The sequence below is a fragment of the Streptomyces sp. NBC_00433 genome (assembly GCA_036015235.1).
In the GTDB taxonomy this organism is placed as follows: domain Bacteria; phylum Actinomycetota; class Actinomycetes; order Streptomycetales; family Streptomycetaceae; genus Actinacidiphila.
Window position 1 is genome coordinate 5,222,321 of sequence record CP107926.1, and the last position, 22,889, is coordinate 5,245,209.

The window sequence follows — 22,889 nt, forward strand, 5'->3', positions numbered from 1 at the left end:
GTCAGTACCGGTCACCCCCGGTGACCTGAGAAGGACACAGAAGGACCAGAAGGGCCTAGGACCATGTCGACCGAGACGTTCGAGTTCCAAGTGGAAGCGCGCCAGCTTCTGCAGATGATGATCCACTCGATCTACTCCAACAAGGACGTGTTCCTGCGTGAACTCGTCTCCAACGCCTCCGACGCGCTGGACAAGCTGCGGCTCGAAGCGCTCCGCGACGACTCCCTCGGCGCGGATGTCTCCGACCTCCACATCGCCCTGGACGCCGACCCGCAGGCCCGTACGCTGACCGTGCGGGACAACGGGATCGGCATGTCGCGCGACGAGGTGGTCGAGCTGATCGGCACGATCGCCAACTCCGGCACGGCGTCTTTCCTGCGGGAGCTGAAGGAGGCCGGCGACTCCTCGGCGGCGACGGAGGGCCTGATCGGGCAGTTCGGCGTCGGCTTCTACTCCAGCTTCATGGTGGCCGACGAGGTGACGCTGCTCACCCGGCGCGCGGGCGAGAGCCAGGGCACCCGCTGGACGTCCAGCGGCGAGGGCACGTACACGGTGGAGACGGTCGACGACGCGCCGCAGGGCACCGCGATCGTGCTGCGGCTCAAGCCGGCCGACACCGAGGACCAGCTGCACGACTACACGTCGCCGTGGAAGCTCCGGGAGATCGTCAAGCGCTACTCGGACTTCATCACCTGGCCCATCCGGATGGCCGCCCGCCCGGCCGGACAACCGGACGCCGGAGCCGATTCCGACGCGGACTCCGAGGCGGCCCCGGCGGAGCCGGAGACCCTCAACTCGATGAAGGCCCTGTGGGCCCGCTCGCGCGACGAGGTCACCGACGAGGAATACCACGAGCTGTACAAGCACATCAGCCACGACTGGACCGACCCGCTGGAGACCATCCGCCTCCAGGCCGAAGGGACCTTCGAATACCAGGCGTTGCTGTTCATCCCGGCCCACGCCCCGCAGGACCTCTTCCTCCAGGGCTACAAGCGCGGTGTGCAGCTGTACGTGAAGCGCGTCTTCATCATGGACGACTGCGAAGCGCTGATGCCGCAGTATCTGCGCTTCGTCAAGGGCGTCGTGGACGCGCAGGACCTGTCGCTGAACGTCTCCCGGGAGATCCTCCAGCAGGACCGGCAGATCCAGTTGATGCACCGCCGCCTGGCCAAGAAGGTGCTCTCCACGGTCAAGGACATGATGTCCGCGCACCCCGAGCGATACGCCACCTTCTGGCGGGAGTTCGGCCGCGTCCTGAAGGAGGGGCTGCTCGGCGACCCGGAGAACCGCGACGCCATCCTCGGTGTGTCCTCCTTCGCCACCACCCACGACAAGGACCGGCCGACGACGCTGGCGCAGTACGTGGAGCGGATGAAGGACGGCCAGGAGCACATCTACTACCTGACCGGCGAGTCCCGGCAGACCATCGAGAACTCCCCCCACATGGAGGCCTTCCAGGCCCGCGGCATCGAGGTGCTGCTGCTCACCGACCCGGTCGACGAGGTGTGGGTCGACACCGAGCCGCAGTTCGGCGGCAAGGAATTCCGGTCCGTGGCCAAGGGCGAGGTCGACCTCGGCACGGAGGAGGAGAAGCAGCAGGCCGACACCGAGCGCGAGCAGCGGCAGGAGCAGTTCGCCGCGCTGCTGACGTGGATGGCCGCCCAGCTCGCCGAGCAGGTGAAGGAGGTCCGGCTGTCCTCCCGCCTCACCGTGTCCCCGGCCTGCATCGTCACCGACACCCATGACGTGACCCCGGCGCTGGAGAACCTCTACCGCGCCATGGGCCAGGAGATCCCGCACGCCAAGCGCATCCTCGAACTCAACCCGACCCATCCCCTGATCACCGCTCTCCAGAAGGCCCACACCGCGACCCCCGACGCCTCCACCCTCCCCGAGACGGCCGAACTGCTGCACAGCCTGGCCCTCCTGGCCGAGGGCGGCGAAGTCCCCGACCCGGCGCGCTTCGTGAAGCTGATGTCGGCCCGCCTGGAACACACGCTGTGAGCCCGGCCCCGTCCCTCCCCTTCTCCGCCCACCGGGGAGGGACGGGCCTGTCGACCCGGCCGCTCAGCCCGTCTCGCCCCGCGTCATGACCGCGCGGGCCAGGGAGACGCGGGAGCGGACGGCGAGTTTGCGGTAGGCGCGGGTGAGGGCGGCCTCGACGGTCTTCACGCTGATGGTGAGGTGGGCGGCGATCTCGCGGTTGCTGGCGCCCTGGGCGACCAGGAGGGCGACGCGGTGTTCTGTGCCGGTGAGGGCGTCCAGCAGGGTGGGCGGGGCCGCGGCGTCCGCACTGCCGCCGGGCGCCAACGACGCCAGGTGGCGGGCGCGTTCCGCCGGCTCGTCTGCCGCCCCGGCGAGCGCGGCGTGCACCCGGCGGCGTACGGCGGGGGCGGCGTCCTCGTAGACGACCCGCGGCATCAGCGGCTGCGTGAAGCGTACGGTCCCGGCCGGCGACGCCTCGACGATGCCCAGCCGGACCGCGTCGCGCACATCGGCGGGCGCGGATTCGAACCCGGCGCGGCACAGCAGCGCCACGGTCGGGCGCGCGGCGGCGCTCGCCGCGAGCAGCGTGAGGCGGGCCCGCGTGGTCAACGGGGTGATCCGGCCCAGCAGTAGGCGGCGCAGGGCCGGCGGGATCGGCAGCGGGGCTGCCGGGTCCCGCCCCGTGGCGCGGCTCTCCTCGGCCAGCGCGCGGGCCAGCTCCAGGGCGGCATAGGGGTTGCCGCCGGATGCCGCGTGCAGCCGGGCCAGTTGGGCGGCCGTCCGGGCGGTCCCTTCATGTCCGGCCAGCAGCGCCGCGACCTCGCATTCGGTCATCGGCGGCACGGGCAGCGGCAGTACGGGCGCGGGGCACAGCGCCTGGGCCCGCCCGCTCCAGGCCCACGCCGGGCCGTAGGGGGTGCGTACGGCGGCGATCGCGGCCAGCGGCAGCCGGCGCGCACGGCGGGCCACGAAGGCCAGCGCCTCCGCGCTCGGCCGGTCGAGCCACTGGGCGTCGTCCAGCACGAGCAGCACGGGGGAGCGCTCGCACAGCGCGGTCAGCGTCTTGAGCACGGCCACCCGCAGCGTGAGGTCGTCGTCGTGCGCGCTCCCGTACGACCGCCCGCGCGGCGCCTCCGCATCGGAGCGGTGCAAGGCGGCCCGCAGCAGGGCCCGTTCCCGTGGCGACAGCGCCTCGAAGGGGAGTTGGCCCACCTCGGACAGCAGGTCGATCATGCCGAGGAAGGGCAGGTGCCGTTCGGCCTCGGCCGGCGCGCACCGCAGCACCAGGACTCCGGCCCGCTGCGCCGCGAGCGCGGCCAGCGCCGTGGAACGGCCGATTCCCGGCTCGCCCGTGAGCAGCACGCTGTCGCCGGCGTCGAGCGCGGCCCTGGCGGTCGTGAGCAGCGCGCCCCGGCCGGTGAGCCGCGCGTCCGCACTGCCCGGTTCGATCCGGCTGCTGACCATGCACCTGCCAACCTGAGAGGGTGTCCTCAGTGTCGGAAGTGCCGCCCCCGCGGTCAATGCCGCCTCACCCGGCACGCGAACGGCGGGCGCCCCGTCGCGAGGAGAGCGCCCGCCGCCGCCGTGCCGTGTCGGCGGCTACCCGTCGATCCGGTGCGTGGTCCAGAACGACGTCAGGTCCGTCGACGTCGCCGCCTGCGCCGCCGCCTTGAAGTCGGCGGTCGTGGACACCCCGTACCAGTGCGCCTGCGCGTACGTGCGCAGCAGCGACGTCATCGCGCTGTCACCGATGAGCCGCCGCAGGTCGTGCAGCGCGCACTTCCCGTAGCCGTAGACCACGGTGGAATACCGCGAGGAGTGCGCGTCCCAGTAGGCCATCGAGTTGGTGATCTTCTCGCTCGACGAGGCCCACGACACGCTGTTCCAGCAGTTCGTCCCCGTCTTGCCGAGCGCGAGGTCCGTGGAGTAGTCCGCGAACGCCTCGTCCAGCCAGGGGTTGTTGTACTCGTCGTCGCCGACGATGCCGTACCACCACTGGTGCCCCAGCTCGTGGGTGAGCGCGGTGTTGTCCACCAGGTCCAGCACGAAGCCCGGGTATTCCATGCCGCCGAACCAGAAGTTGTTGTCCAGCACGGCGTCCACCTCCCCGTACGGGAAGGCCCCGAAGCGCCCGGCGTGCGCGTCGACCGCCGATATCGACGTGGTGAGCATCGCCTGGGCGCTCGACGAGCTGATCCCGCTGACCGCGTAGACGTTGACCTTCACGCCGGCCGGCGACGTCCCCGACACCTTGCTGAAGGCGCCCGCCGCCCACGCGAAGTCCCGCACCTTGGCGGCGGTCGCCGTGGTGACCGTACGGCCGGAGGCCCCAGGGGTGTCCACCGACGTGCCGGTGGAGGGCACTTGGAGGCTCGTCGGGTGGTCGAGCGTCACCCGGAAGTCCGCGGCCAGCGAGTAGAACGACTCGCCGTTGTTCGTGTACGGGTCCAGGTGCCACCCGGACCCGTCCCTGATCGCCAGCAGCGGCAGCGCGTTGCCGATGAAGCTGAAGGCCCCGTCCCGCCCGAAGCGGTCGGCCCCGCTGGGCACCACGATCTTCAGGTCGAACCCGACCGTGCCCGACTGCCCTTGGGCCAGCGCCGCGGGCAGCGCGATGTCCAGCGCCGTGCAACCGACCGACAGCGCACCCGCGGTGCCGCCCGTCACATTGGTGACGGTGATCGGCGTGCTCGGGCAGGAGCCGTGGTAGTTGTCCCACAGCCGCAGATAGACGTCACCGAGCGGCGAAGCCGAGGCGTTGGTGAAGGTCACGCTCTCGTGCCCGGTCCACGTGACGCCGCTCGCGTCGCTGGTGAGGCTGACGGTGTAACCGGGAGCGGCCGGCGTCCGGGTGGAGTCCGCGGGCGGCGGGGTCGTCGTCGGCGGTGTGGTGGTCGGCGGTGTGGTGCTGTCCCCCGACGTGGTCAGCGCCACGTCGTCGATCACGAAGCTGGTCTGCAGCCCGGAGTCCTCGGCGCCGCTGAAGGCCAGGCTCACGCTCTGCCCGATGTACGCCGAGACGTCGAAGGTCCGCTGCACGTACCCGGAAGCCGAGTTGAGGTTCGAGTACGTCGCCAGCGTGCCGCTGCCGAGCTTCACGGTGAGCTTGTCGTAGGCCGTGGTGGTCGTCGTCTCGGCGGTGTCGATGTGCACCCACACGGTGAGCGACGCGGCACTGCACCCCGTCGGAATCGTCACCGACTGGCTGAGCGTGTCGGTGTGGCTGGACCCGTATCCGTCGAGCCACGCGAAGCCGCCCCCGGTGTGCGAGGTCTGGCCGCCGCCGCTCGTGATCACCCCGCTCGACGCCGTCCACGGCGAAGTCCCGTTCTCGAACCCGCCGTTGCCGACCACCTGCGTGGGCACGCAAGCCGCGGCCGCTCCGGCGCCGGGGGCGACACCGGGTGCTGCACCGGTCGCGCCCGCCGCCCCGGCCAGGCCGAGGCTCACCACGAGGGCGAACCCGGCCGCGCCCGCGCCGGCCATCAGGGAGAGAAGTCGTTTCCTCATCTACTCATCGGTCCTCTCGGAGGTGGGGGATGAGCCGGCAAGTGCCATTGCCGTAAAGGAAGCTGAGCACGACCGCTGCCCGCCGGTAAGGCCCGGCGGGCAGCGGTAGGGATATCCCTATGCGTTCCCTGTGCGCCGCGCGGGCGGCCCGTGGGGTCCGGCTACGGCGTCACGCCGCCGTCGCCGAACGACTGGCTCGGCGTCGGCGTCGGCGTCGGCGGGGCGGACGTCGGGCCGTCGGGGTCAGTCGGGGCCGTCGGCGTCCGGGTGGGGCGGGGGTCGCCGGACGGGCTGCTGCCGGGGTGCGGGGTCGAGGGAGTGGTGTGCGGGCTGGGCCACTGGCCGCCGTCCTGGTGCTGCGGGGTGGTGGCGCCGCCTTCGCCGGTCGTACCGGACGTGTCGGACGGATCGGGCGCGGGTGTGGGCCTGGTCCCGCCGGAGTGGGGCGAGTCGTGCCCGGTGACGGCGTTGCCGATGGTCGTACCGTGCCCGTGGCCGCTGATGTTCTCGCCGGCGATGGCCTCGTAGCCGGTGATCCCGCCCATGGTCAGCCCGAAGGCGATCACGAGGCCGACGACGGGCCGCTTCCAGTTCCTGCCCCGGCCGGCCCGGTAGGAGGTGGGCTCGCCGTAGGCGTCGGAGAGGGCGGTGGTGGCGGGGTCGGTGCCCGTGCCCGTGTCGGTCGCGGGACTCGTGCCGGTCAGGGGCCGGGTGCCTTCGTGGCCGGTCTCCGTGAGCGGCCGCGTACGGTCCGCGGTGTCCGTCCGCGCCGCCCGGACCCGGCGGATGGTGGGCCGGGCCTGCACGGCCACCACCTGCACCTGCCGGCCGGTGCGCCGGAAGACGTGCTGGAGCACCGACCCGCCGCACGTACCCAGGACGCTGACGACACCCGCGCCGACGATGGTCCCGTAGACCCCGAGGTTGGACGCGAGCTTGGCGGCCACCACCGCGGCGACCGCGCTCCCGGCCACCTGCGGCACGCTCAGTTCGAGCCTGCCCTCACGCCCGCCCCGGTCCGCCTTCTCCAGCGACGGCACATGCTCCGTCGGCCCCGTCTCACCCGGGCGCCGGTCACCGCCCCATGCCTCGCCCATGCCGGACCCTGCCCGCCTCTCCCGGTCGTCGTCGTGGGTTCGGACGAACAAGCGGAGGCAGGGGTTCCATTTGTCGCGTTTTCGTGAGGTAGGCCACTGTCATGGCCGCGGGTGCTCCGCGTCGCGTTGGCACGCAGCGTGACGGTCTGGCTACCTGGTGATCCGCGGCCTCGGCCTCCGCCCCGTCGCGCAGGGAGCTGATGCGGGCCTGGTGTGCGACGGCGCTGTCGACGACGTCGTCCGGCGTCTGCTCCGGTACGGAGGTGCCCGTCGCGCCGCTCTACCGCGTGTGCCCGCCGGCCAGTTCCTCGCTCAGCGCCGCGTCGAGGGCGATGGGCTCGCGGCCGAGCAGGGAGGCCAGGGTCGGGTCGACGGTGGCGAACTCGCCCGCCCGGCTGGCGGCGAAGATGCCGAGCAGCTGGTCCGCGGTCTCGCCCGGCACGCCCTGGCCCACCAACTGCTCGCGGAAATCGTCGTCCTGCGCGACGGTCCGCGTCATGGGGCGGCCCGTGATCCCGGTGGCGAGGGCGGCGATGTCGTCGAAGGTGAGCGCCTGCGACCCGGTGAGGGGCGGCGTGGGGCCGTCGAAGCGGCCTTCGTCGGCCAGGATGGCGGCGGCCGCCTCGGCGAGGTCGGCGTGCGCGGTCCAGCTGGTCGGGCCGTCCGCGGGGAGCACGAGCTGCCCGGACTCGACCGCGGGGGAGAGGAAGTGGGCCGCGCTGGCGGCGTAGAAGCCGTTGCGCAGCGCGGTGAACGGCACACCCGAGGCGCGCAGGGCCTCCTCGGTGGCGGCGTGGTCGACGCACGCCTGGAAGCGGGACGTCGTGCTGGCGCCCATCTGGCTGGTGTAGAGGATGCGGCGGGCACCCGCCGCGACCGCCCCCTCGATCGCCACGCGGTGCTGCTTGACGCACTCGTCGCCCATCTTGTCGACCGAGACGATGAGCACCTGGGTGGCGCCTTCGAAGGCGTGGGTGAGGCCGGCGGGTTCGGTGAAGCTGCCCTGCCGTACGCGGACCCCCTGGTCGGCGAGGTCCTGCGCCTTCCGCGGGTCGCGGACGCTGACGCCGACCCGGTCCGCCGGCAGGCGCGTGAGCAGCCTCTCGACGATCTGGCGTCCCAGCTGTCCGGTGGCTCCGGTGACGATGATCATGATGTGCTCCAGTGACGCGTAATGATGTTTCCAGTGGAATCATCTTAACGGTAACACTGATACTAACGATGGAACCACCAGAGCGGTATCGTTGATGCATGCCCTCACCATCGCGCGGCGGGAAGAGCGCCGCCGCCGCCGAGCCCGCGACCGCCCCCACGGGTCGGGAGCAGACCAGGCAGCGGGTCATCGAGGCCGCGATCGACCTGCTGACCCGCGAGGGCCGCGACGCGGTGACGACCCGTGCGGTCGCCGACGCGGCGGGCCTGCAGGCGCCGGCCATCTACCGGCTGTTCGGCGACAAGAACGGGCTGCTCGACGCGGTGGCCGAGCACGGCTTCGCCGCCTTCCTCGCCACCAAGCACGTCGACCCCGACCCGCAGGACCCCATCGAGGACCTGAGAGCCGGCTGGGACTTCGCGATCGAGTTCGGCCTGGCCAACCCGGCGCTGTTCACACTGATGTACACCGAGCCCGCCGCGATCACGTCCGCCGCCTTCAAGGCCGGCATGCAGATCCTGATGGGCCGCGTCCGCCGCCTCGCCGCCGGCGGCTGGCTCCGCCTGGACGAGGAGCTCGCCGCCCAGGTCATCCACGCCACCGCCCGCGGCGCCGTGCTCACCTGGCTGTCCCTGCCCGAGGACCGCCGCGACCCGGCCCTGCTGACCACCCTGCGCGAATCCATGGTCGCCGCCGTCACCTCCCACCGGCCCGCCGTCCAGGCCGCGGGCCCCGCGGGCGCCGCCCGCGCGCTGGCCGCCGCACTGCCCGAGCAGACGACGCTCAGCGGTGCGGAGCAGTCTCTGCTGCGGGAGTGGCTGGGCCGGATCGCCGCGGAGGGCTGATCGGCGGGTACGTCCCCGCCCGTACGTTCCCGCCCGTACGTCCCCGCCCGTACGTCCCCGCCCGTGCGGGGCGGCCGGACGCGGGCTTGTTCGGCCCTCCCGACGACGAGCGGGACAACGGGCGGCGGTTCCGCGAAACCCGGATCGGTGTGTAACAACGCGTCCCGGAACTGTCGTTCACCCAGGATGCCGCGGTGACAAGGCTGTTGCGGTTCGCCTCCGATACTGATCACACCTCGCCACCACGTTCGATCACCGGGAGAAACCGTGTCTCGTGCCCTGTGCACCGCCGCTGTCGCCGCAGCCGCTCTCGTCGCGTCTCTCGGCCTGTCTGCCTGCGACTCGGGTTCGTCCACATCGGCCGACTCGCCGGCGAAGCCGTCCGCGTCCACGTCGGCGAGCGCCCCCGCGGCCGCCCCCACCACGGACGCACCGGGCACGGCGGACGCGGCCGACGCGAAGCCCGACCCGGCGGGCACGAAGGCGTCGTCCTCCGGCGGCGGCGGTGAGCCCGTCGCGGCCACCGACGCCCGCTGCCACACCGCCGGGTTGAAGTTCTCCTTCGGCAACGGGGACCAGACCTACAGCAGTTCGGACGACCAGCAGCACCTTGAGGTCCTGATGACGAACAGCAGCGGATCGACCTGCACCGTCAAGGGCTTCCCAGGCGTCGACCTCAAGGCCGCGGACACCTGGTCCCTGGTCCGCTCCTCCAAGCCCACCCCCGCCGTCACCCTCAAGCCGGGCGGCAGCGCCGGCTTCGTGATCACCTACCTCCCCTGGGAGGCGGGCTCCGGCGTGGAGTTCAAGGCGAAGACCCTCGTCATCACCCCGCCCGACGAGACCACCTCCGTCACCCTCAACTGGCCCGGCGGCAGCATCCTCCGCCAGGACGGCGCCACCCACCCGGGCACGTTCGTCGGCCCCGCCACCACCGCCTCCTGACCCTCGACGCCGTATGGGCTGACGGGACCGTGTCGCTCGGACCGTTGCACACACCGGTGGGCCGGGCGTTCCCCTCCGCCGGCAGCCCGATCTCCCCGCGGCGTCGTCGCATCCCCACGTACGTATGGGATCTCTGCCCCCAGTCCGCCAAGCTGTCCGGCGGCAACGACAACGGGCGGGGCCCGACCGGAGGACGGTGCTTGCCGCGCCCCCTCCCGTCTCCCGGCGTGCCGGTGCCTCAGCGGCCGCCCTCGCCGTATGCCGACGCGATCTCCTGCGAGGTCACCCAGCGGCTGTAGGTCGGTGACTGGGGCCAGCCTTCGGGGGAGTCCTGCCATTCCTCCTGGCGGCCGTAGGGGAGGAGGTCGACCAGGCCGAAGAGGTGGCTCAGCTGTTCGGTGCCGCGGCCGTCGGTGTGCCAGGTGCGGTAGACGGTGTCGCCGTCGCGCAGGAAGACGTTGACGGCGAAGCCGCCGTTCGGCGGGGCGCCGATGTCGCTGCCGAAGGTGCTGTCCGCCGTCGAATACCACGCCATCTCGTTGCCCACCTTGCGCTTGTAGGCGAGCGCCTCGTCGATCGGGCCCTGGGTGACGATCACGAACCGGGCGTCGAACTTCTCCAGGCCCGCCAGCCGGGTGAACTGGGACGTGAAGCCGGTGCACCCGCCGCACTGCCACTCGGCGCCCTCGTGCCACATGTGGCTGTAGACGATCAGCTGCGGGTGGCCGCCGAAGACCTCCGCGAGCCGGACGGGGCCCTCCTCGCCCTCCAGCACGTAGTCGGGCATCTCCACCATCGGCAGCCGGCGGCGCTCGGCCGCGATGGCGTCGAGCTCACGGGTGGCGGCCTTCTCCCGTACGCGCAGAGCGGCCAGCTTCTCCTCCCAGTCGGAGGCGTCGACGACGGGGGGCAGGGCCTTGATGGTGGTGGACATGTTTCCTCCAGGCGGTCGGATGCCTTTCTGGAAGTGCCGACTCCCCGCCCGACCGGAACTCATCGGTCATCCCCCGATACGCCGCACGCCGGTGGACACGGGATCGCCCGCCTCGACCATGCCGCCTGGATGCGGGCGTCGTCAGGGCCGGGGCCGCGGGGGCACCCAGCGTCCCGAGCGGAAGGCGTCGAGGAGGTCGCGGCTCGCGACGGTGAAAGGGTGGTCCTCGCCGAGGCTTTCGGCCCGGCGGGTCACGACGTCGGTCATCAGCACGACGGCCTCCTCGGTGCGGCCGAGAGCGGCACGCGTACGTGCCTGGAGCTGCCGGGCGGCGAGAGCGATGGGGTAGTCGGGCCCGAACCGCTGCAGGTAGGTCTCCGTGACCTCGCGGATCTCGGCGTCGGCGGTTTCGAAGCGGCCCAACTGGTACGACGCCCAGGCGTGGTTGTGGCGGGCTCCGACGGAGACGGTGTGGCCGGCGCCGAGGTGCTCGGCGCACTGCCGCGGCAGCGAGAGCAACTGTGTGCGCTCGTCCTCGGCGGCGAGTTCGGCGGCGCCGAGCGAGGCCAGGAGGCTGGAACGGGAGCGCAGGGTCAGCGGATGCCACGGGCCCAGTGCCGCCTGGCGGCCGGCGGCTGTCGCGTACAGCAGGGCGAGCGACTCCACGTCGCGGCCCACGTTCCGCAGGACGAGCTGGAGTCCGTGGGCGGTGTCCAGGCTGTCCGGGTCGGCGGGGCCGCTGTGCAGCTGTTGCAGGGCGAGGGTGTGCCGCAGCGAGTCCTCGGCCTCGGCGTAGCGGCCCAGCCGGAAGAGTGCCCGCCCGGTGCGCGAGCGCGCGGCCAGTACGGCCCGGTGTTCGCCGCCGAGGGTCCGCGCGGCGAGGTCCGCGGCCCGGCCGGCGGTCTCCCAGGCCGACGGGTAGTCGCCGGTGCGGTGCATGGCGGTGGCCAGCCGTGTGGCGATCTCGACCGCACGCGCCACGGCGGCGGCGTCGGCCGTCGGCCGGAGGAGTGCGAGCACGTGGGGAGCGAGCAGCCGAAGCCGCGGGTCGTACGGTCCCGCGTCGGGTACGTCCGGCAGGGCGGCGTCAAGCAGCGGTCGCGTGTTGGACGGTGGCCGGTGGGGCCGGGGTGTCCGGCGACCGGAGTTCGTCCAGCAGTGCCCGCAGTTCCCCGACCGCCTCGGGGTGGGCGGCGAGCAGGCGCCGGAAGAGCCCCTGCCACTGCGCCCGGAGCTCGCCCAGCGTCTGCTGGTCGTCGGCGGACACCGCCGCGAGGGCGTCCTCGTGGGAGGCGTCGAGGTGAACGGCCGCGGCTTCCGCCCGGCCGGGCTGGACGCGGCGCCACAGGTCCATGACGTGGCCGCGGGCTGCCTGCCACGCGTCGGTCGCCATCAGGGCGACCACTGTGGTGCCCGCGCTCTGGGTGAGGGACGCGAGTTCCGGATCCACAGCTCTCCCCCAGCTCTCAGCGCGTAGTTATCCGATCAGCATGATTGTAATTTTATATGCCGATCGAGTCGCCTCGTCATGGTCATTATTGCACCGAGGGTTCGGATTGCGACAGGCAGGCGAAAGACATAGCATCCGTCCTGGCATATGCCAGGAGGCTGGTTCTCGGTGGGGCCCGTGTGCGGTCGGCCCTGCGCGGGTAAAGTTCGCCCGCGGTGCATCCGCAACGACTGATACAAGGGGGGCGGCTGTGGTAAGACCATGGGAATCCGATCGGACGACCACTTTTCTGAGGCGGCTCGGCAAATCGCCGCAGGAGCTCGGGAACACCACTGACAGCCCGGACTGCCCGGACATCTGGGAACTGGAGAACGGCGACATCGCCGTCATCGGCAGGGACCTGACGGCTTCTCTCGGACAGAAGCTGCCGGACGGCGTCTCGGTCGGCTCCGACGAGCGACTTGTCGTGATCCCCAGGAACATGCTGATCGCGGCGAAGCCGGATATCCCCAGTGTTTGATTCTTTTTCCGGCGGCGTATTCGAACGCCTTGCGCGTCCCGCCTATCACGAGGACTTCTATCGCGTCCTCAAGAGCGGCATCGGGGACCAGCGCAAACTCGAACGCGGCCAGCATTTCAAAGAGCGCGGCTTTCCGAGCTGGGAGGCCTTCGCCGCCGGGCGGTGGGAAGAGGCACTCGAACTCGTCGAGGAAAAGCGCACGGTTTACGCCCAGCAGTTCGCAGAGGCGGAAGACCTCGGCGTCACGCAGCGGCGGCTCAGGGTCGTGGAATTCCCGGTGACGCCGTACGTCCAGTGGGAGCTGCACGTCCTGCGCCTGCGGGTGGAAGTCGGCGACCGGATCAGGATCCTCGACGCGCGGACGATCGCGGACATCGAGCGCAGACACCCCGTGCCCGAAGTCGTCATCCTCGGCGACGTCGTGATGTACGAGGTGCAGTACGACATCGACGGCAACGCGGACGGGGCCAGGCGCTACGGCGACCCGGCCCTGATCGCGGAGACCACAGCCGGTTTCGAGGCGCTGTACGCGCGGGGTGAGCGCTTCACCGACTTCTTCGAGCGCGAGATCGCCCCCCTCCCGCCGCCGGCAGCCGGCGGCTGACACCCACGGACCGCGGCCGACCCCGCCCGCCTCCCTCGTAACCGGGAGCAATGTGCAGGCCCTGCACGACTCGGCACGGCTCTCCCCGTAGGGCTTGACGGGCGGTCGGAGGGCCTGGCGGCATGGCGGATCCGACCGTCGCACGGGTGCGGGCCCGGCTCGCCCCGTCGCCGTCCTGGCAAGATGGCGGCATGGAACGTGTGCTTGGAATCGGTGGTTACTTCCTGCGGGCTGCCGACCCGGCGGCGCTGGGTGCCTGGTACCGCGATCGCCTCGGCCTGGACGCCGACGCGAACGGCCTGTGGAGTCAGGAGGCGGGGCCGACGGTGTTCGCGACGTTCGAGTCCGAAACCGACTACTTCGGGTCCCGCACCCAGCAGAGCATGCTCAACTTCCGGGTCCGCGACCTGGACGCGATGCTCGCGCAACTGCGCGCCAAGGGAGCGGACGTGGCGGAGGAGACGCAGGACATGGACGGTGTCGGCCGATTCGGCTGGGTCACCGATCCCGAGGGCAACCGGATCGAGTTGTGGCAGCCCGCCTGACCGCGTCGTCACGCGGGGGGTGACGTGCCGGTGGCCCACCGGGTCGACTCGACGTTCACCGGCGGCCGCGGTCTGCTCCGAGCGGCCCCCGCCGTCGGGCGGGACTGGCAGGGGGCCCTGCTCCCGGCTCAGGTCTCGGGGACCCACTCCACGGGAGGGGGCATGCGGCTGTAGTGGGGCCCCCTGGTGCCGTAGTGGGCGAGGTGCAGGATCTCGCCGCCGACCTGGAGTTCCGCCGGAGGGGGGTTGGGGACGGTGATCCGCGGCTGGCGTTCGCCGTCGATGTGGATGCGCTCCCGGAGGTCGTTCCGGCCGTCCGCCCAGCTCTGGGCCCGCTCGCGGGTCCACGGGTCCTGCAGGGTCCGGGGGGCGGCGGGGTCGTGGCGGTGGCCGTTGAGGCTGCGGACGAGGCCTTCGCTGTAGACGCCCTTGACCCGGAAGTTCACCAGGTCGTCCGCGCGCACGACCATGTTGACGTACCGGCGCCCGTTGCCCCTGTGCCGGCCGACCGCGGGCCAGCGACCGTCGCCGGGGTCCCAGCGGTTGGGCGGGATCCACAGCAGGGCGCCGACGGGGAAGTGCTTCGTGCCGTGCTGGATCTCCAGGTCGCCTTCGCCGCGGGTGGTCTCCCGCGCCACGTTGGCCACCAGGCACCACCCCAGTAGCCCGTCCGGTGTCTCTTCCTCGCCAGGAGCGGTGTCTGCCACGCCGAGAACTCTGCGGCACGGGGGACGCGCGCGCCAGCCCTTATCGGCTGGGCGGAGGCGTCGCGGACGGCGGCGGTGGAGGCGACGGGCAGCGGGCGCCCGGCCTTCGTACGCCGGTCGCACCGTTCAGCCGGACCGCAGGCGGCGGCTCACAGACCGCACGCGGCGGCTCACAGCGTCCGGGCAAGGAGCAGCGCGGCGTCGTCGTCGTTCATGGCGCCGGACTTCATGGTGTCGACGACGGATCCGCACAGGTCGTCCAGGACCGCGGTGGGACGGGCGAGCGCGGTTCGCAGCCGCTCCAGCCCCTGGTCGATGTCTGCGTCGCGGGTCTCGACCAGGCCGTCGCTGTAGAGCGCCACCACGCTGCCCCGCGGCAGTTCCACCTCGATCGCCTCGAAGGTGCCCAGGCCCACTCCGATCGGTGCGCCGGGGGACACCTCGGCGAAGTCGACCGTTCCGCCGGAAGAGATGATCGCGGGCGGGGGGTGTCCCGCGCTCGCCATGGTGCAGACCCGGGTGCTCGGGTCGTAGACCATGTACAAGCAGGTGGCCCCCGTGGAGGTGGCCGTCGGCTCGGCGTCGTCGACGCGGTCTTCCCGGGCTTGCTGCACGACGAGTTCGTCCATGCGGGCGAGCAGTTCGCCGGGCGGCATCTCCACCGTGGTGAGGGTGCGGACCACGGTTCTGAGCCGTCCCATGGTCGCGGCGGCGTTGATGCCGTGGCCGACGACGTCCCCGACGACCAGGGCGACCCGGCCGTCGGGCATGGGGATGACGTCGAACCAGTCCCCGCCGACGCCGCCGTGGGTGTCGGAGGGCAGGTAGCGGGAAGCCACCTCGACCGCGCCGCCGCCCGACAGGTGGTGGGGCATCAGGTCGCGTTGCAGCGCGAGGGCCGCTGTCCGCTCGCGGGTGTAGCGAAGGGCGTTGTCGAGGCTGAGGGACGCCCGTGCCGCCAGTTCCTCGGCGAGGACGAGGTCGGACCGGGCGAACGCCACCTGGTTCACGTTGCGTACGAAGACGGCGATGCCCAGGATCGATCCCCGTGCCAGCAGCGGGACGATCATCAGAGAGTGCATCCCGGTCTGTCTGATGACCTGCGCCCGGTCGGGGTCGTTGTCGAGCCAGGTGCCGGGAGAGGTTTCGATGACCGGCTCGAAGTAGGTCGTACGGGTCCGCAGGACGGCTGTGAAGGGCGACGTCGGAGGGACGAAGACCGGTGTGCCCCGGTCCCAGAGCGACTCACGCAGGTCGGAGTGAACGGACGCGACCCCCGCACGGTAGAAGCCCGGAATGCGGGCATCGGCGTCCGCGGACCTGAGATGCTCCAGCGGCTCCTTCCCGAGGGGTACGGCGTCGGCCAGATCGATCGTGACGTAGTCCGCGAGGTCCGGCACCGCGGCGTCCGCCAGAGCCTGCGCGGTGACCATGGGATCGAGGTCGGCACCGATACGGCTGTCCGCCGTACTGAGCAGGGTGAGCCGTCCGCTCTCCCGCTTTCCGGTGACGTCGACCGCCACGGAGCACACACCCAGTGGCTGCCCGTCCGGTCCGTCGAGCCGGCTGAAGCAGACCGAGAAGTAGCGGTCTTCCCGCTCCGACCCCGCAGGCCACAGTTCGTGGGCGAGCAGGGGACGTCCGCTCGTGAGGACCTGCGCCATGGCGGATTCCACAAGGGCGGGATGCCTGGTGTCGACGAGGTCGGTCACGTAACCGCCGAGCTCCGGACCTCTGCGGAAGATCTCCGCGTTGTGGACACCGTTGTTGAACCACGTGCAGCGCAGGTCGCGATCCCAGAGCGCCACACTGAAAGGCGCGTGCCAGATGAGCGCTGACAGTGCGGCCGAGTCGAGTCCCGGGCGGGCCGCCGGCTCGGGCGCACACAGGAGCCAGCCCATGCTCCCGTCGCCGTCGTGCAGGGGCGAGACCCGCAGGTCGGCGACTGCCTCACTGCCCGCACGACGCCGGATCCGCGCCCGGCCCGACCAGGGCGTGCTCGCGAAGGTGCCGGCGCCGAGCCCGCAGTCCGCGGCGAACAGGCGGGCGGCAGGCTGGCGCAGCACCTCGTCGGACGGGTAGCCCCACAGACGCTCGGCGGCAGCCGTCCAGGTGGTCACCCTCAGATCAGCGTCAACCACCAGGAGTACGTCGACGAGCACCTCGGCGGCCCCCGCGCCCTGTGAGGACGAAGAATCATCCTCGTACATACATCCCATATGCCCTCAATGCCTGCGAATACGCTCCTCCGTACCCCATGGGTCATCGGTGGATGTGTCCCTCTATGTTCTAGGCGGGCGGAGTCGCCCTCTGTGAGGAAATATTTCGACACCGGCTGCGTCGCGGAGGGACGCGCAATCTGGTGGACGCGGCCCGGTCCGCAGGGGCAGCCGCGGGGAGGGATGGTCGACGGCATCCGGGCGCTGGAAGAGACGGCGTCCTGCTGTTCCCCGCGGTGACGGTCGTCAGGTGGTTGCGCGATCCGGGCTCGCCCCTCTGCGTCGCCGACCTGGACACCGCGCTCGCCGTGGGAGTACCTGCACCCGCACGCCGGTCACGCGCAGGTGGGCAGCCGAGCCTTGCACCCGTCCGGGGTCTCGCCGCGGACCATGACGGCGAAGCGCCGTGTGTCTGCCCCGGTTGACCGTGCGATCGCGGGTCGGTCCGGCCAGGGAGGTGGGTTGCGGGGATAAGGAGCCTGTATGTCCAGTAATGTTCGGATATCGGGCGGTGAGAGCGCGAGCGGGACAGCAGCGAGGAGAGATGCCATCATGCGCAACGGTCCTGGGCGGCTCCTCCGGCGGTGCGCCGTCCTGCTGGCCTTCGCCGTGGCTGTCACCGGCGTCATCACCGTCGTGGGCGCCGCGCTCGCGTCCCCCGCGCGGTCCGCGACCCCCATCGGCACCGTCGCCGACCAGCTCAGGAAGGCACCGGTCTACGTCGATCCGCGCGTGTCGGACCAGCTGACGCCGAGCCAGGCCAAGGCGCTGTCGGACCGGATCAAGTCGGCCGACAAACCGGTCTTCGTGGCCGTACTGCCGGCCACCCCGCAGTTCCCGGCGCAGACCGTGCTGCAGGACCTGCGCTCCGCGGTCGGCATCACCGGCCTCTACGCCATCCACCTCGGCGGCCGCTTCGACGCCGGCGCCGACCCGCAGGTCATGTCGCCCACCGCGGTCGACAACCTGGTCGGCCAGGTCCAGCGGTCCTCCGGCGGCGACACCGCCACCGAGCTCGACAGCTTCGTGGACGGAGCCCTGCCGCAGGCCCGCGGCGTGGGCCCCGACTCCTGGCAGAGCCGCAGCGGGGGCTTCGGCCCGACCGGCTTCATCGTGACGGGCGCGATCGTGGTCGTCCTGGTCGGCGGCGGCTACCTGCTGGTCCGGCGGCGGCGCAAGGCACGCGAGAACCGGCAGCGCGATCAGCTGCAACGGCTGCGCAAGGTCGTCGACGAGGACATCACGGCCTTCGGCGAGGAGCTGGACCGGCTGGACTTCCGGCCCGACGACCCCGCGTCGGACGACCCGATGCGAGGCGACTACTCCCAGGCCCTCAACGCGTACGAGCGCGCCAAGTCACTCATGGGCGCGGCCCGCCGCCCTGAGGACGTGGAGCCCGTCACCCAAGCCCTGGAAGAGGGCCGCTTCGCCCTGGTGACGCTGGACGCCCGCCGCAAGGGCGAGCCGCTGCCCGAACGGCGTCCGCCGTGCTTCTTCGACCCCCGGCACGGCCCCTCGGTGCGCGACGTGTCCTGGGCGCCGCCCGGCGGAGCCCCGCGCGACGTACCCGCCTGCGCCGCGGACGTAGCCCGGATCGACGACGGCGACGCGCCGATGACCCGTACCGTCGACACCGCCCGCGGCCCCCAGCCGTACTGGAACGCCGGCTCGGCATACGGCCCCTACGCGGGCGGTTACTTCGGCGGCGGCCTGCTCCCCGGCCTGCTGGTCGGCACACTGCTGGGCGGATCGCTCCTCGGACCCGGCTACGGCTACGGGGGCGGCGCCGGCGAAGGCGGCCCGGAAGGCGGCGACTACACGGGCTCCGACTTCGACCCGGGCGACTTCGGCGGCGGAGGCGACGGGGGCGGCGGCGGGGGGTTCGGTGACGGGGGCGGCGGCTTCGGGTGACCGGCGAGCAGTCTGCCGATACGGGTACGAAGTGCGGCGGTGTCCTCGCGGATCACCTTCGCGAACGGATCGCGGAGCAGCGGGACGACTGGACGGGCTTCAAGCCGGTGCTCAGGGCCCGGAGGGCCGGCTCCCGTGGCGGGAACCGGCCCTCCGGACGCGGGGACGGGGACAGGGTCAGTTGACGGTGAGCGCGGCCGTGTCGTTCGACGTGTCCGTGTCGAACGCCGGGTGCCCGGCCGGGCCCCAGTCCATGGAGACGGAGCCCTGGGCGCCCGGGATCACCTGGTCGACGCGCACGGTGAGGGAGAAGCCCGTGACGGTGCCGGCCCCCGAGACGATGCTCTGAGCCGAGCACTGGTACCCGCCGCCCTGCTGACGGCAGTTGGCGGAGGAGCCGACGGGCGACGTGCCCGGCGGCAGCCGGACGTCGACGATGCCGACGACGTCGCCGCTGCGGTAGAAGACGGTCGCGGGACCGTTGTTGGTCATCGCGAAGTCCAGTGTCACGGTGTCGCCCTCGGCCGCGGTGGCGCTCGCGCCGGTCACCGAGAAGTCCGCCGTGTTGGCGGCCTGCAGGCTGGTGATGCGGTAGTCGCCGTGTGCGCCGCGCTCGGACAGCGACACGACGCCGGACGGCGCGTCGTTGGCGGTTCCGGGCGTGATGACCTTCAGCGTCAGCTGGCCGCCGGCGCCCTGCGCCCACTGGTGCCCCGCGGCCGACTGCTGGATGCCCGGGTCACCGGCCGGCGCGATCATCGAGTCCAGGTAGGTGTAGTACGCGGTCGGCTCGACATTCAGCCGGACTGCCGGCGCGAGCGCGGCCTTCTCTCCCGGCAGCACCTGTCCGGGGATGGTGCACAGCGCCATCTCCGCCACCATGGGGCCGCCGTCGGCGCTGTACTCGCAGTTGGCGAAGTGCTTGGCGAACCCGATCCCGGGTGACGCCCACAGCAGCACCTGCGTGCCGTCCGCGGCGCGGTCGCCGATGTTGGTGAAGCGCACCGGCTCGTTGACGGTCGACCCGACCGCCAGGTCGGTCAGGTTCGTCGGCTGGGCCTGGTCGTAGGCCGGTCCGCCGATCTCCACCGTGCCCTGGCCGCCGCCGATCGCCGCGTTGTCCGCGGTGCCGCTGACCGTGTAGCCGGCGGACGACCCGGCCGGCGCGCCGGCCTTCGCCTTCACGGTCATCTGGGTCTCGGCGCCGATCGTGCCGACACCGGCCAGGTCGCCGTAGGAGAACAACTCTTCGCAGCTGGCGACATGCTGGACCACCGTGCAGTTGCCCGAGAACGTCACGCTCGCGATCTCGGAGAGCTGCGTCACGTCGATCGTCAGCGTGGCGATGGTGTTCAGGCTCTTCGCCGTGGTCGTGAACGAGAGAGAGGGCGTCGCGGTCTTCGATACCCCGGCCAGGGTGGCCGGGGAGACCGCGACCGGCGCGATCCGCTGGAGGGCGATGACCGGCTGGTCGTCTGCCTGCGCCGGGACGGCGGCGACCCCGGTGAGCGCGAGGCCCATCGCCGCGCCGACGACCGCGGTCAGCGCCATGGCACGGCGATTCGGACTGTGTTTCATGCGGTTCCCCCCACAGAGAGTTCACAGAGCGTGCGCAGGACAGGCTGACACCGGCAGCTGGAGTTGACCATTCCGATCTCGCGCCCGGCGGGGCCAAATCCGGCTGATCCCGCATGAACACCCTGCGGCTTTGCGGACATTTGACGAGCGCGCAAGAGTGCCCTGACCTGAGGCCTCCGCCCCGGCTGCCCGGCCGATCCGGTCCACCGTGTCGTGAAGTGCTTGAACCCGATGGCCGTGCGGGACGGGGGCCGACGCAGAGGAGGCCGAGGTACTCGGCGCCGGCGGCGTCCTCCCGATCGACGAGGAGGGCACGTGCCCGGCAAGGAACTCACTTGGGTGCGCGCGGGGTGACCAGGGCCTGCGACGCGACCCATTCGTGGACAACCTCGCGGTGCAGCAGGAACGTGCTGATGAGCAGGCCTGCACCGGCCAGGAGCACGAAGGTGGTCCGCGCGCCGCCGGAGGACTCGTGGATCCGGCTGAAGAGCACGGGCAGGGAGAGGCACAAGGCGCCGAACAGCCCGCCCAGCAGTTTGACGAGCAGGACAGCCACATGGCCGCCCCGCCAGACCCGGTACAGCAGTACGGAAACCGGCAGGTACACGAACAGCGACATCGTCAGTGTCTCCTCGCCCTTGAGGTGGACCAGGCCGAGGATCAGTGCCGTGGACAGCATCAGGGCGAGGATCGCGACCGCGGCCGTCGCGGGGCGCGGCCGCTGGTCGATCCTGCGGGCGGGCAGTCCGGGCACGGCACGAGCGGCCCGCTGGAAGACGGGCCGGATGGCGAGCGGAAAGGTGCTCTCGACCCAGGCGTGCGGCTTGATCAGCTTGTCCACCCGTACTTCGGGGTCCTGGTCACCCAAGCCGACGGGATGCGGTGTCCAGTCGGCGTCGAACCAGATCACCGAACGGGTGTACGTACGCGACATCTCGCCGTGCCGCTCCGGATCGGCGGGTGCTTCGGGCAGGGGTTGGGGGAAGAGGTCGAGTGTCGCGGCCTTGAACGACGCGTATTGCCGGTCGTCGCGGACGCCGATGAGCACCAGCCGTTCGGGCTGGTTGCGGGCGACGACCTGCTCCACCTCCCAGCGCAGGCTGCGTCCCGGCCCGCAGGCGAGCAGGATCAGGCCGGCCCGGTCCATCGCGGTCAGGACCTGGTTCTGCCAGTCGTGGTCGGAGGCGTAGTGGCGGGCCGCCCCGGCTTGCGGAAGCCTGTCGCTGGGCCGGCCAAGGGCGACGAGGCGGCCGAACGGAGCGGTCGCCCGAGCTATCTGCTGCTCCTCCGTCCTGGACGTCGCCGCCCACGGGCCGCCCTTCGCCGGCCCTGAGGGGATGGACGCGAAGCCCGCGTCGTCGACGAACGCGCGCAGGAACAGGACGATCTCCTCGCCGTCGGCCAGCGTCTCCAACGAGCCCAGTAGCGGGGCCCGGTGCCGCCGACCCTGCCGAACCGCCCACCGCCCACCCGCCAACGCGGCCGCCATGATGACCAGTTCCACCGGAACGGCCGCCCAGCCGTGGATCGCCTTGCCGCTGCGCATCGAGTGGTACGCGTCAGCGCCGATGAACGTGCCGACGGCCAGGGACGCCCAGCCGAGAACTTCCAGCACCGCTCCCCACCGGCGCAGCTGCCGGATGCGGGCCGCCGACCGGGGTGACCGCGATGGCCTCGGTGAAGGACCCAGTCCGGTCGTCATGCCGCCGCCTCGCCACCAGGTCGTCCGTCGTGGGGGATCGAAGCTGACGCCCCCTCACCGCAAGACTGGCAAACTCACCCGCACGGAGCAATCAGCCGAACGGGGTCAGGTTCTCGCCCCGGCCAGTGGGCCCGGGTGGTGGCTGGTGAGGGCGGCGCGGGCGAGGGCTCGTCCGCGTGCGGCGGTGCGGGCGCGCTCGTCCAGGGCGTCCTGTGAGGTGGCGTCCAGGCCCGCGCAGGTGCGGCAGGTGCCTGCGTGCGGGGTCGGCCGCGCGCATGCCGAGCACTCGTGCCGGCGAGGAGGCGGCGGCGCGTTGATCGGCTCGGGTGCCGGGGGGAGCTTGCGGGTGAGGCGGCCGCGCAGGAAGGCCGACGCGCTGTGGACCCGTTCGGGCAGGCCGTCCAGCAGGGCGGCGGTGAGGTCGCGGGGGCCGAGGCCGCGTTCCAGCCAGGGCGTCACGAGGGGTGCGAGCGTTATGGCCTCGGCCGCGCCGAGGCGCAGGCGCGGTTCCGCTGCGGTCACGCGGTGGAGCAGTGCTCCCGCTTCGGCGAGCGCCGCGCTCGGAGGTGTGGACGGGGTCTCCCGCCGCCCTCCCGGTCCCGTGCCGGGTACGGGGTCGGCCGGTGTCCGCTGCGCGGGGAGGGTGGGTTCTTTCCCACGGTCCTTTACGGGGTTGGTGCCGCGGTCACCGGCGGCTGGTCGACCGGCGCCCGGGAGTACGGCACCCGGCGCCGCCTGCGCGGTTGCGTACGCGGTGTGCGGGGTGTCGTACACGTGGGCCTGGCTGACGAAGGTGCCGTCCGGCTGGCGTACCCGCTCGACGCGGTAGTAGCCGAAGGCGGACAGCTCGCGCAGGGCCTTCGCCACGGAGAGGCGTCCCTGGGGGCTGGTCTCGGCCATGCGGCGGCCGTCCTCGCGCCAGCCGTCAGGGCGGGAGAGGAGATCGGCCAGCAGGCCTCGGGCGGTGTAGGACAGCCGCCGGTCTTGCAGCAGCGCGTTGGGCAGGACCGTGAAACCGCGCGTGTGGCGGCTACGATGGATTTGCATGGGGAGGTTGGACTCCTTGTGCCGGACCCCGGAGCGTTGGCGCGCTGCCGGGGTCACTCTATTAAGTTCGTTGGTGACAGAACGTACCACGTGATTCGCCCAAGATCGACTGCTCTTGGGCGCCTTGGTGTCCGGT

General features: G+C 71.9%; 18 protein-coding genes and 1 pseudogene. 7 read left to right on the plus strand and 12 right to left on the minus strand.

Annotation, left to right across the window (positions count from 1 at the left end):
* Positions 1–63: 63 nt before the first annotated feature.
* On the plus strand, positions 64–2,004 hold the full coding sequence (htpG, locus tag OG900_22420) for a molecular chaperone HtpG (GenBank protein ID WUH92587.1): 1,941 nt from the start codon (positions 64–66) through the stop codon (positions 2,002–2,004).
* Positions 2,005–2,067: 63 nt separating this feature from the next.
* On the opposite strand, the gene OG900_22425 is transcribed toward htpG, so the two are convergent.
* The 4 genes from OG900_22425 to OG900_22440 all read right to left on the minus strand — a co-directional run bounded on the left by OG900_22425 (position 2,068) and on the right by OG900_22440 (position 7,746).
* A complete protein-coding gene (locus tag OG900_22425; GenBank protein ID WUH92588.1) occupies positions 2,068–3,450 on the minus strand; it encodes an AAA family ATPase in 1,383 nt (460 codons plus the stop codon).
* A gap of 135 nt (positions 3,451–3,585) precedes the next feature.
* Positions 3,586–5,496: a M1 family aminopeptidase gene (locus OG900_22430; protein ID WUH92589.1), complete on the minus strand. Its 1,911-nt coding sequence runs from the start codon at positions 5,494–5,496 to the stop codon at positions 3,586–3,588.
* Positions 5,497–5,657: 161 nt separating this feature from the next.
* The gene (locus tag OG900_22435) at positions 5,658–6,593 is read right to left on the minus strand and encodes a hypothetical protein (GenBank protein ID WUH92590.1); all 936 of its coding nucleotides are present in this window, start codon (positions 6,591–6,593) and stop codon (positions 5,658–5,660) included.
* A gap of 280 nt (positions 6,594–6,873) precedes the next feature.
* Complete coding sequence (locus tag OG900_22440) at positions 6,874–7,746, minus strand: NAD(P)H-binding protein (protein ID WUH92591.1); 873 nt, start codon at positions 7,744–7,746, stop codon at positions 6,874–6,876.
* A 98-nt stretch (positions 7,747–7,844) separates the two neighbouring features.
* Between OG900_22440 and OG900_22445 the strand changes: the two genes are divergently transcribed.
* On the plus strand, positions 7,845–8,591 hold the full coding sequence (locus OG900_22445) for a TetR/AcrR family transcriptional regulator (GenBank protein WUH92592.1): 747 nt from the start codon (positions 7,845–7,847) through the stop codon (positions 8,589–8,591).
* A 267-nt stretch (positions 8,592–8,858) separates the two neighbouring features.
* The gene (locus tag OG900_22450) at positions 8,859–9,536 is read left to right on the plus strand and encodes a DUF4232 domain-containing protein (protein ID WUH92593.1); all 678 of its coding nucleotides are present in this window, start codon (positions 8,859–8,861) and stop codon (positions 9,534–9,536) included.
* Positions 9,537–9,774: 238 nt separating this feature from the next.
* On the opposite strand, the gene OG900_22455 is transcribed toward OG900_22450, so the two are convergent.
* The 3 genes and pseudogenes from OG900_22455 to OG900_22465 all read right to left on the minus strand — a co-directional run bounded on the left by OG900_22455 (position 9,775) and on the right by OG900_22465 (position 11,920).
* A complete protein-coding gene (locus OG900_22455; protein WUH92594.1) occupies positions 9,775–10,470 on the minus strand; it encodes a DUF899 domain-containing protein in 696 nt (231 codons plus the stop codon).
* A 141-nt stretch (positions 10,471–10,611) separates the two neighbouring features.
* Positions 10,612–11,565, minus strand: a pseudogene (locus OG900_22460) (tetratricopeptide repeat protein).
* Positions 11,558–11,920 carry a hypothetical protein gene (locus OG900_22465; GenBank protein ID WUH92595.1) on the minus strand — a complete coding sequence of 121 codons (363 nt, stop codon included), beginning with the start codon at positions 11,918–11,920 and terminating at the stop codon, positions 11,558–11,560. The pseudogene OG900_22460 and the gene OG900_22465 overlap by 8 nt, the downstream one beginning before the upstream one ends.
* Positions 11,921–12,170: 250 nt before the next feature.
* On the opposite strand from OG900_22465, the gene OG900_22470 reads away from it, so the two are divergent.
* The 3 genes from OG900_22470 to OG900_22480 all read left to right on the plus strand — a co-directional run bounded on the left by OG900_22470 (position 12,171) and on the right by OG900_22480 (position 13,589).
* Complete coding sequence (locus tag OG900_22470) at positions 12,171–12,440, plus strand: hypothetical protein (GenBank protein ID WUH92596.1); 270 nt, start codon at positions 12,171–12,173, stop codon at positions 12,438–12,440.
* Positions 12,433–13,044 (plus strand): hypothetical protein, encoded by a 612-nt coding sequence (locus tag OG900_22475; GenBank protein ID WUH92597.1) that lies wholly within the window; start codon positions 12,433–12,435, stop codon positions 13,042–13,044. Before OG900_22470 ends, OG900_22475 begins: the two co-directional genes overlap by 8 nt.
* 191 nt (positions 13,045–13,235) lie before the next feature.
* Positions 13,236–13,589: a VOC family protein gene (locus OG900_22480; GenBank protein ID WUH92598.1), complete on the plus strand. Its 354-nt coding sequence runs from the start codon at positions 13,236–13,238 to the stop codon at positions 13,587–13,589.
* Positions 13,590–13,717: 128 nt separating this feature from the next.
* On the opposite strand, the gene OG900_22485 is transcribed toward OG900_22480, so the two are convergent.
* Together OG900_22485 and OG900_22490 are read right to left on the minus strand one after the other, a co-directional pair.
* A complete protein-coding gene (locus OG900_22485; GenBank protein ID WUH92599.1) occupies positions 13,718–14,296 on the minus strand; it encodes a hypothetical protein in 579 nt (192 codons plus the stop codon).
* Between the two features lie 170 nt (positions 14,297–14,466).
* Positions 14,467–16,506, minus strand: coding sequence for a SpoIIE family protein phosphatase (locus OG900_22490; GenBank protein ID WUH92600.1), 2,040 nt, complete (start codon positions 16,504–16,506; stop codon positions 14,467–14,469).
* Positions 16,507–17,067: 561 nt separating this feature from the next.
* Between OG900_22490 and OG900_22495 the strand changes: the two genes are divergently transcribed.
* On the plus strand, positions 17,068–18,426 hold the full coding sequence (locus OG900_22495; protein WUH92601.1) for a hypothetical protein: 1,359 nt from the start codon (positions 17,068–17,070) through the stop codon (positions 18,424–18,426).
* 177 nt (positions 18,427–18,603) lie between these two features.
* Here the strand turns inward: OG900_22495 and OG900_22500 are convergent, their stop codons facing one another.
* The 3 genes from OG900_22500 to OG900_22510 form a co-directional block, all read right to left on the minus strand.
* Positions 18,604–20,004, minus strand: coding sequence for a hypothetical protein (locus OG900_22500; protein ID WUH92602.1), 1,401 nt, complete (start codon positions 20,002–20,004; stop codon positions 18,604–18,606).
* Positions 20,005–20,335: 331 nt separating this feature from the next.
* Positions 20,336–21,619: a hypothetical protein gene (locus OG900_22505; protein ID WUH92603.1), complete on the minus strand. Its 1,284-nt coding sequence runs from the start codon at positions 21,617–21,619 to the stop codon at positions 20,336–20,338.
* A 192-nt stretch (positions 21,620–21,811) separates the two neighbouring features.
* Positions 21,812–22,753 (minus strand): hypothetical protein, encoded by a 942-nt coding sequence (locus OG900_22510; GenBank protein WUH92604.1) that lies wholly within the window; start codon positions 22,751–22,753, stop codon positions 21,812–21,814.
* Positions 22,754–22,889 lie beyond the last annotated feature (136 nt).

Bases quoted from the DNA above. Each gene is read 5' to 3' on its own strand.
- htpG (WUH92587.1), top strand. From the start codon at position 64: ATGTCGACCGAGACGTTCGAGTTCCAAGTGGAAGCGCGCCAGCTTCTG.
- OG900_22425 (WUH92588.1), bottom strand. From the start codon at position 3,450: ATGGTCAGCAGCCGGATCGAACCGGGCAGTGCGGACGCGCGGCTCACC.
- OG900_22430 (WUH92589.1), bottom strand. From the start codon at position 5,496: ATGAGGAAACGACTTCTCTCCCTGATGGCCGGCGCGGGCGCGGCCGGG.
- OG900_22435 (WUH92590.1), bottom strand. From the start codon at position 6,593: ATGGGCGAGGCATGGGGCGGTGACCGGCGCCCGGGTGAGACGGGGCCG.
- OG900_22440 (WUH92591.1), bottom strand. From the start codon at position 7,746: ATGATCATCGTCACCGGAGCCACCGGACAGCTGGGACGCCAGATCGTC.
- OG900_22445 (WUH92592.1), top strand. From the start codon at position 7,845: ATGCCCTCACCATCGCGCGGCGGGAAGAGCGCCGCCGCCGCCGAGCCC.
- OG900_22455 (WUH92594.1), bottom strand. From the start codon at position 10,470: ATGTCCACCACCATCAAGGCCCTGCCCCCCGTCGTCGACGCCTCCGAC.
- OG900_22480 (WUH92598.1), top strand. From the start codon at position 13,236: ATGGAACGTGTGCTTGGAATCGGTGGTTACTTCCTGCGGGCTGCCGAC.
- OG900_22490 (WUH92600.1), bottom strand. From the start codon at position 16,506: ATGTACGAGGATGATTCTTCGTCCTCACAGGGCGCGGGGGCCGCCGAG.
- OG900_22495 (WUH92601.1), top strand. From the start codon at position 17,068: ATGCGCAACGGTCCTGGGCGGCTCCTCCGGCGGTGCGCCGTCCTGCTG.
- OG900_22500 (WUH92602.1), bottom strand. From the start codon at position 20,004: ATGAAACACAGTCCGAATCGCCGTGCCATGGCGCTGACCGCGGTCGTC.
- OG900_22510 (WUH92604.1), bottom strand. From the start codon at position 22,753: ATGCAAATCCATCGTAGCCGCCACACGCGCGGTTTCACGGTCCTGCCC.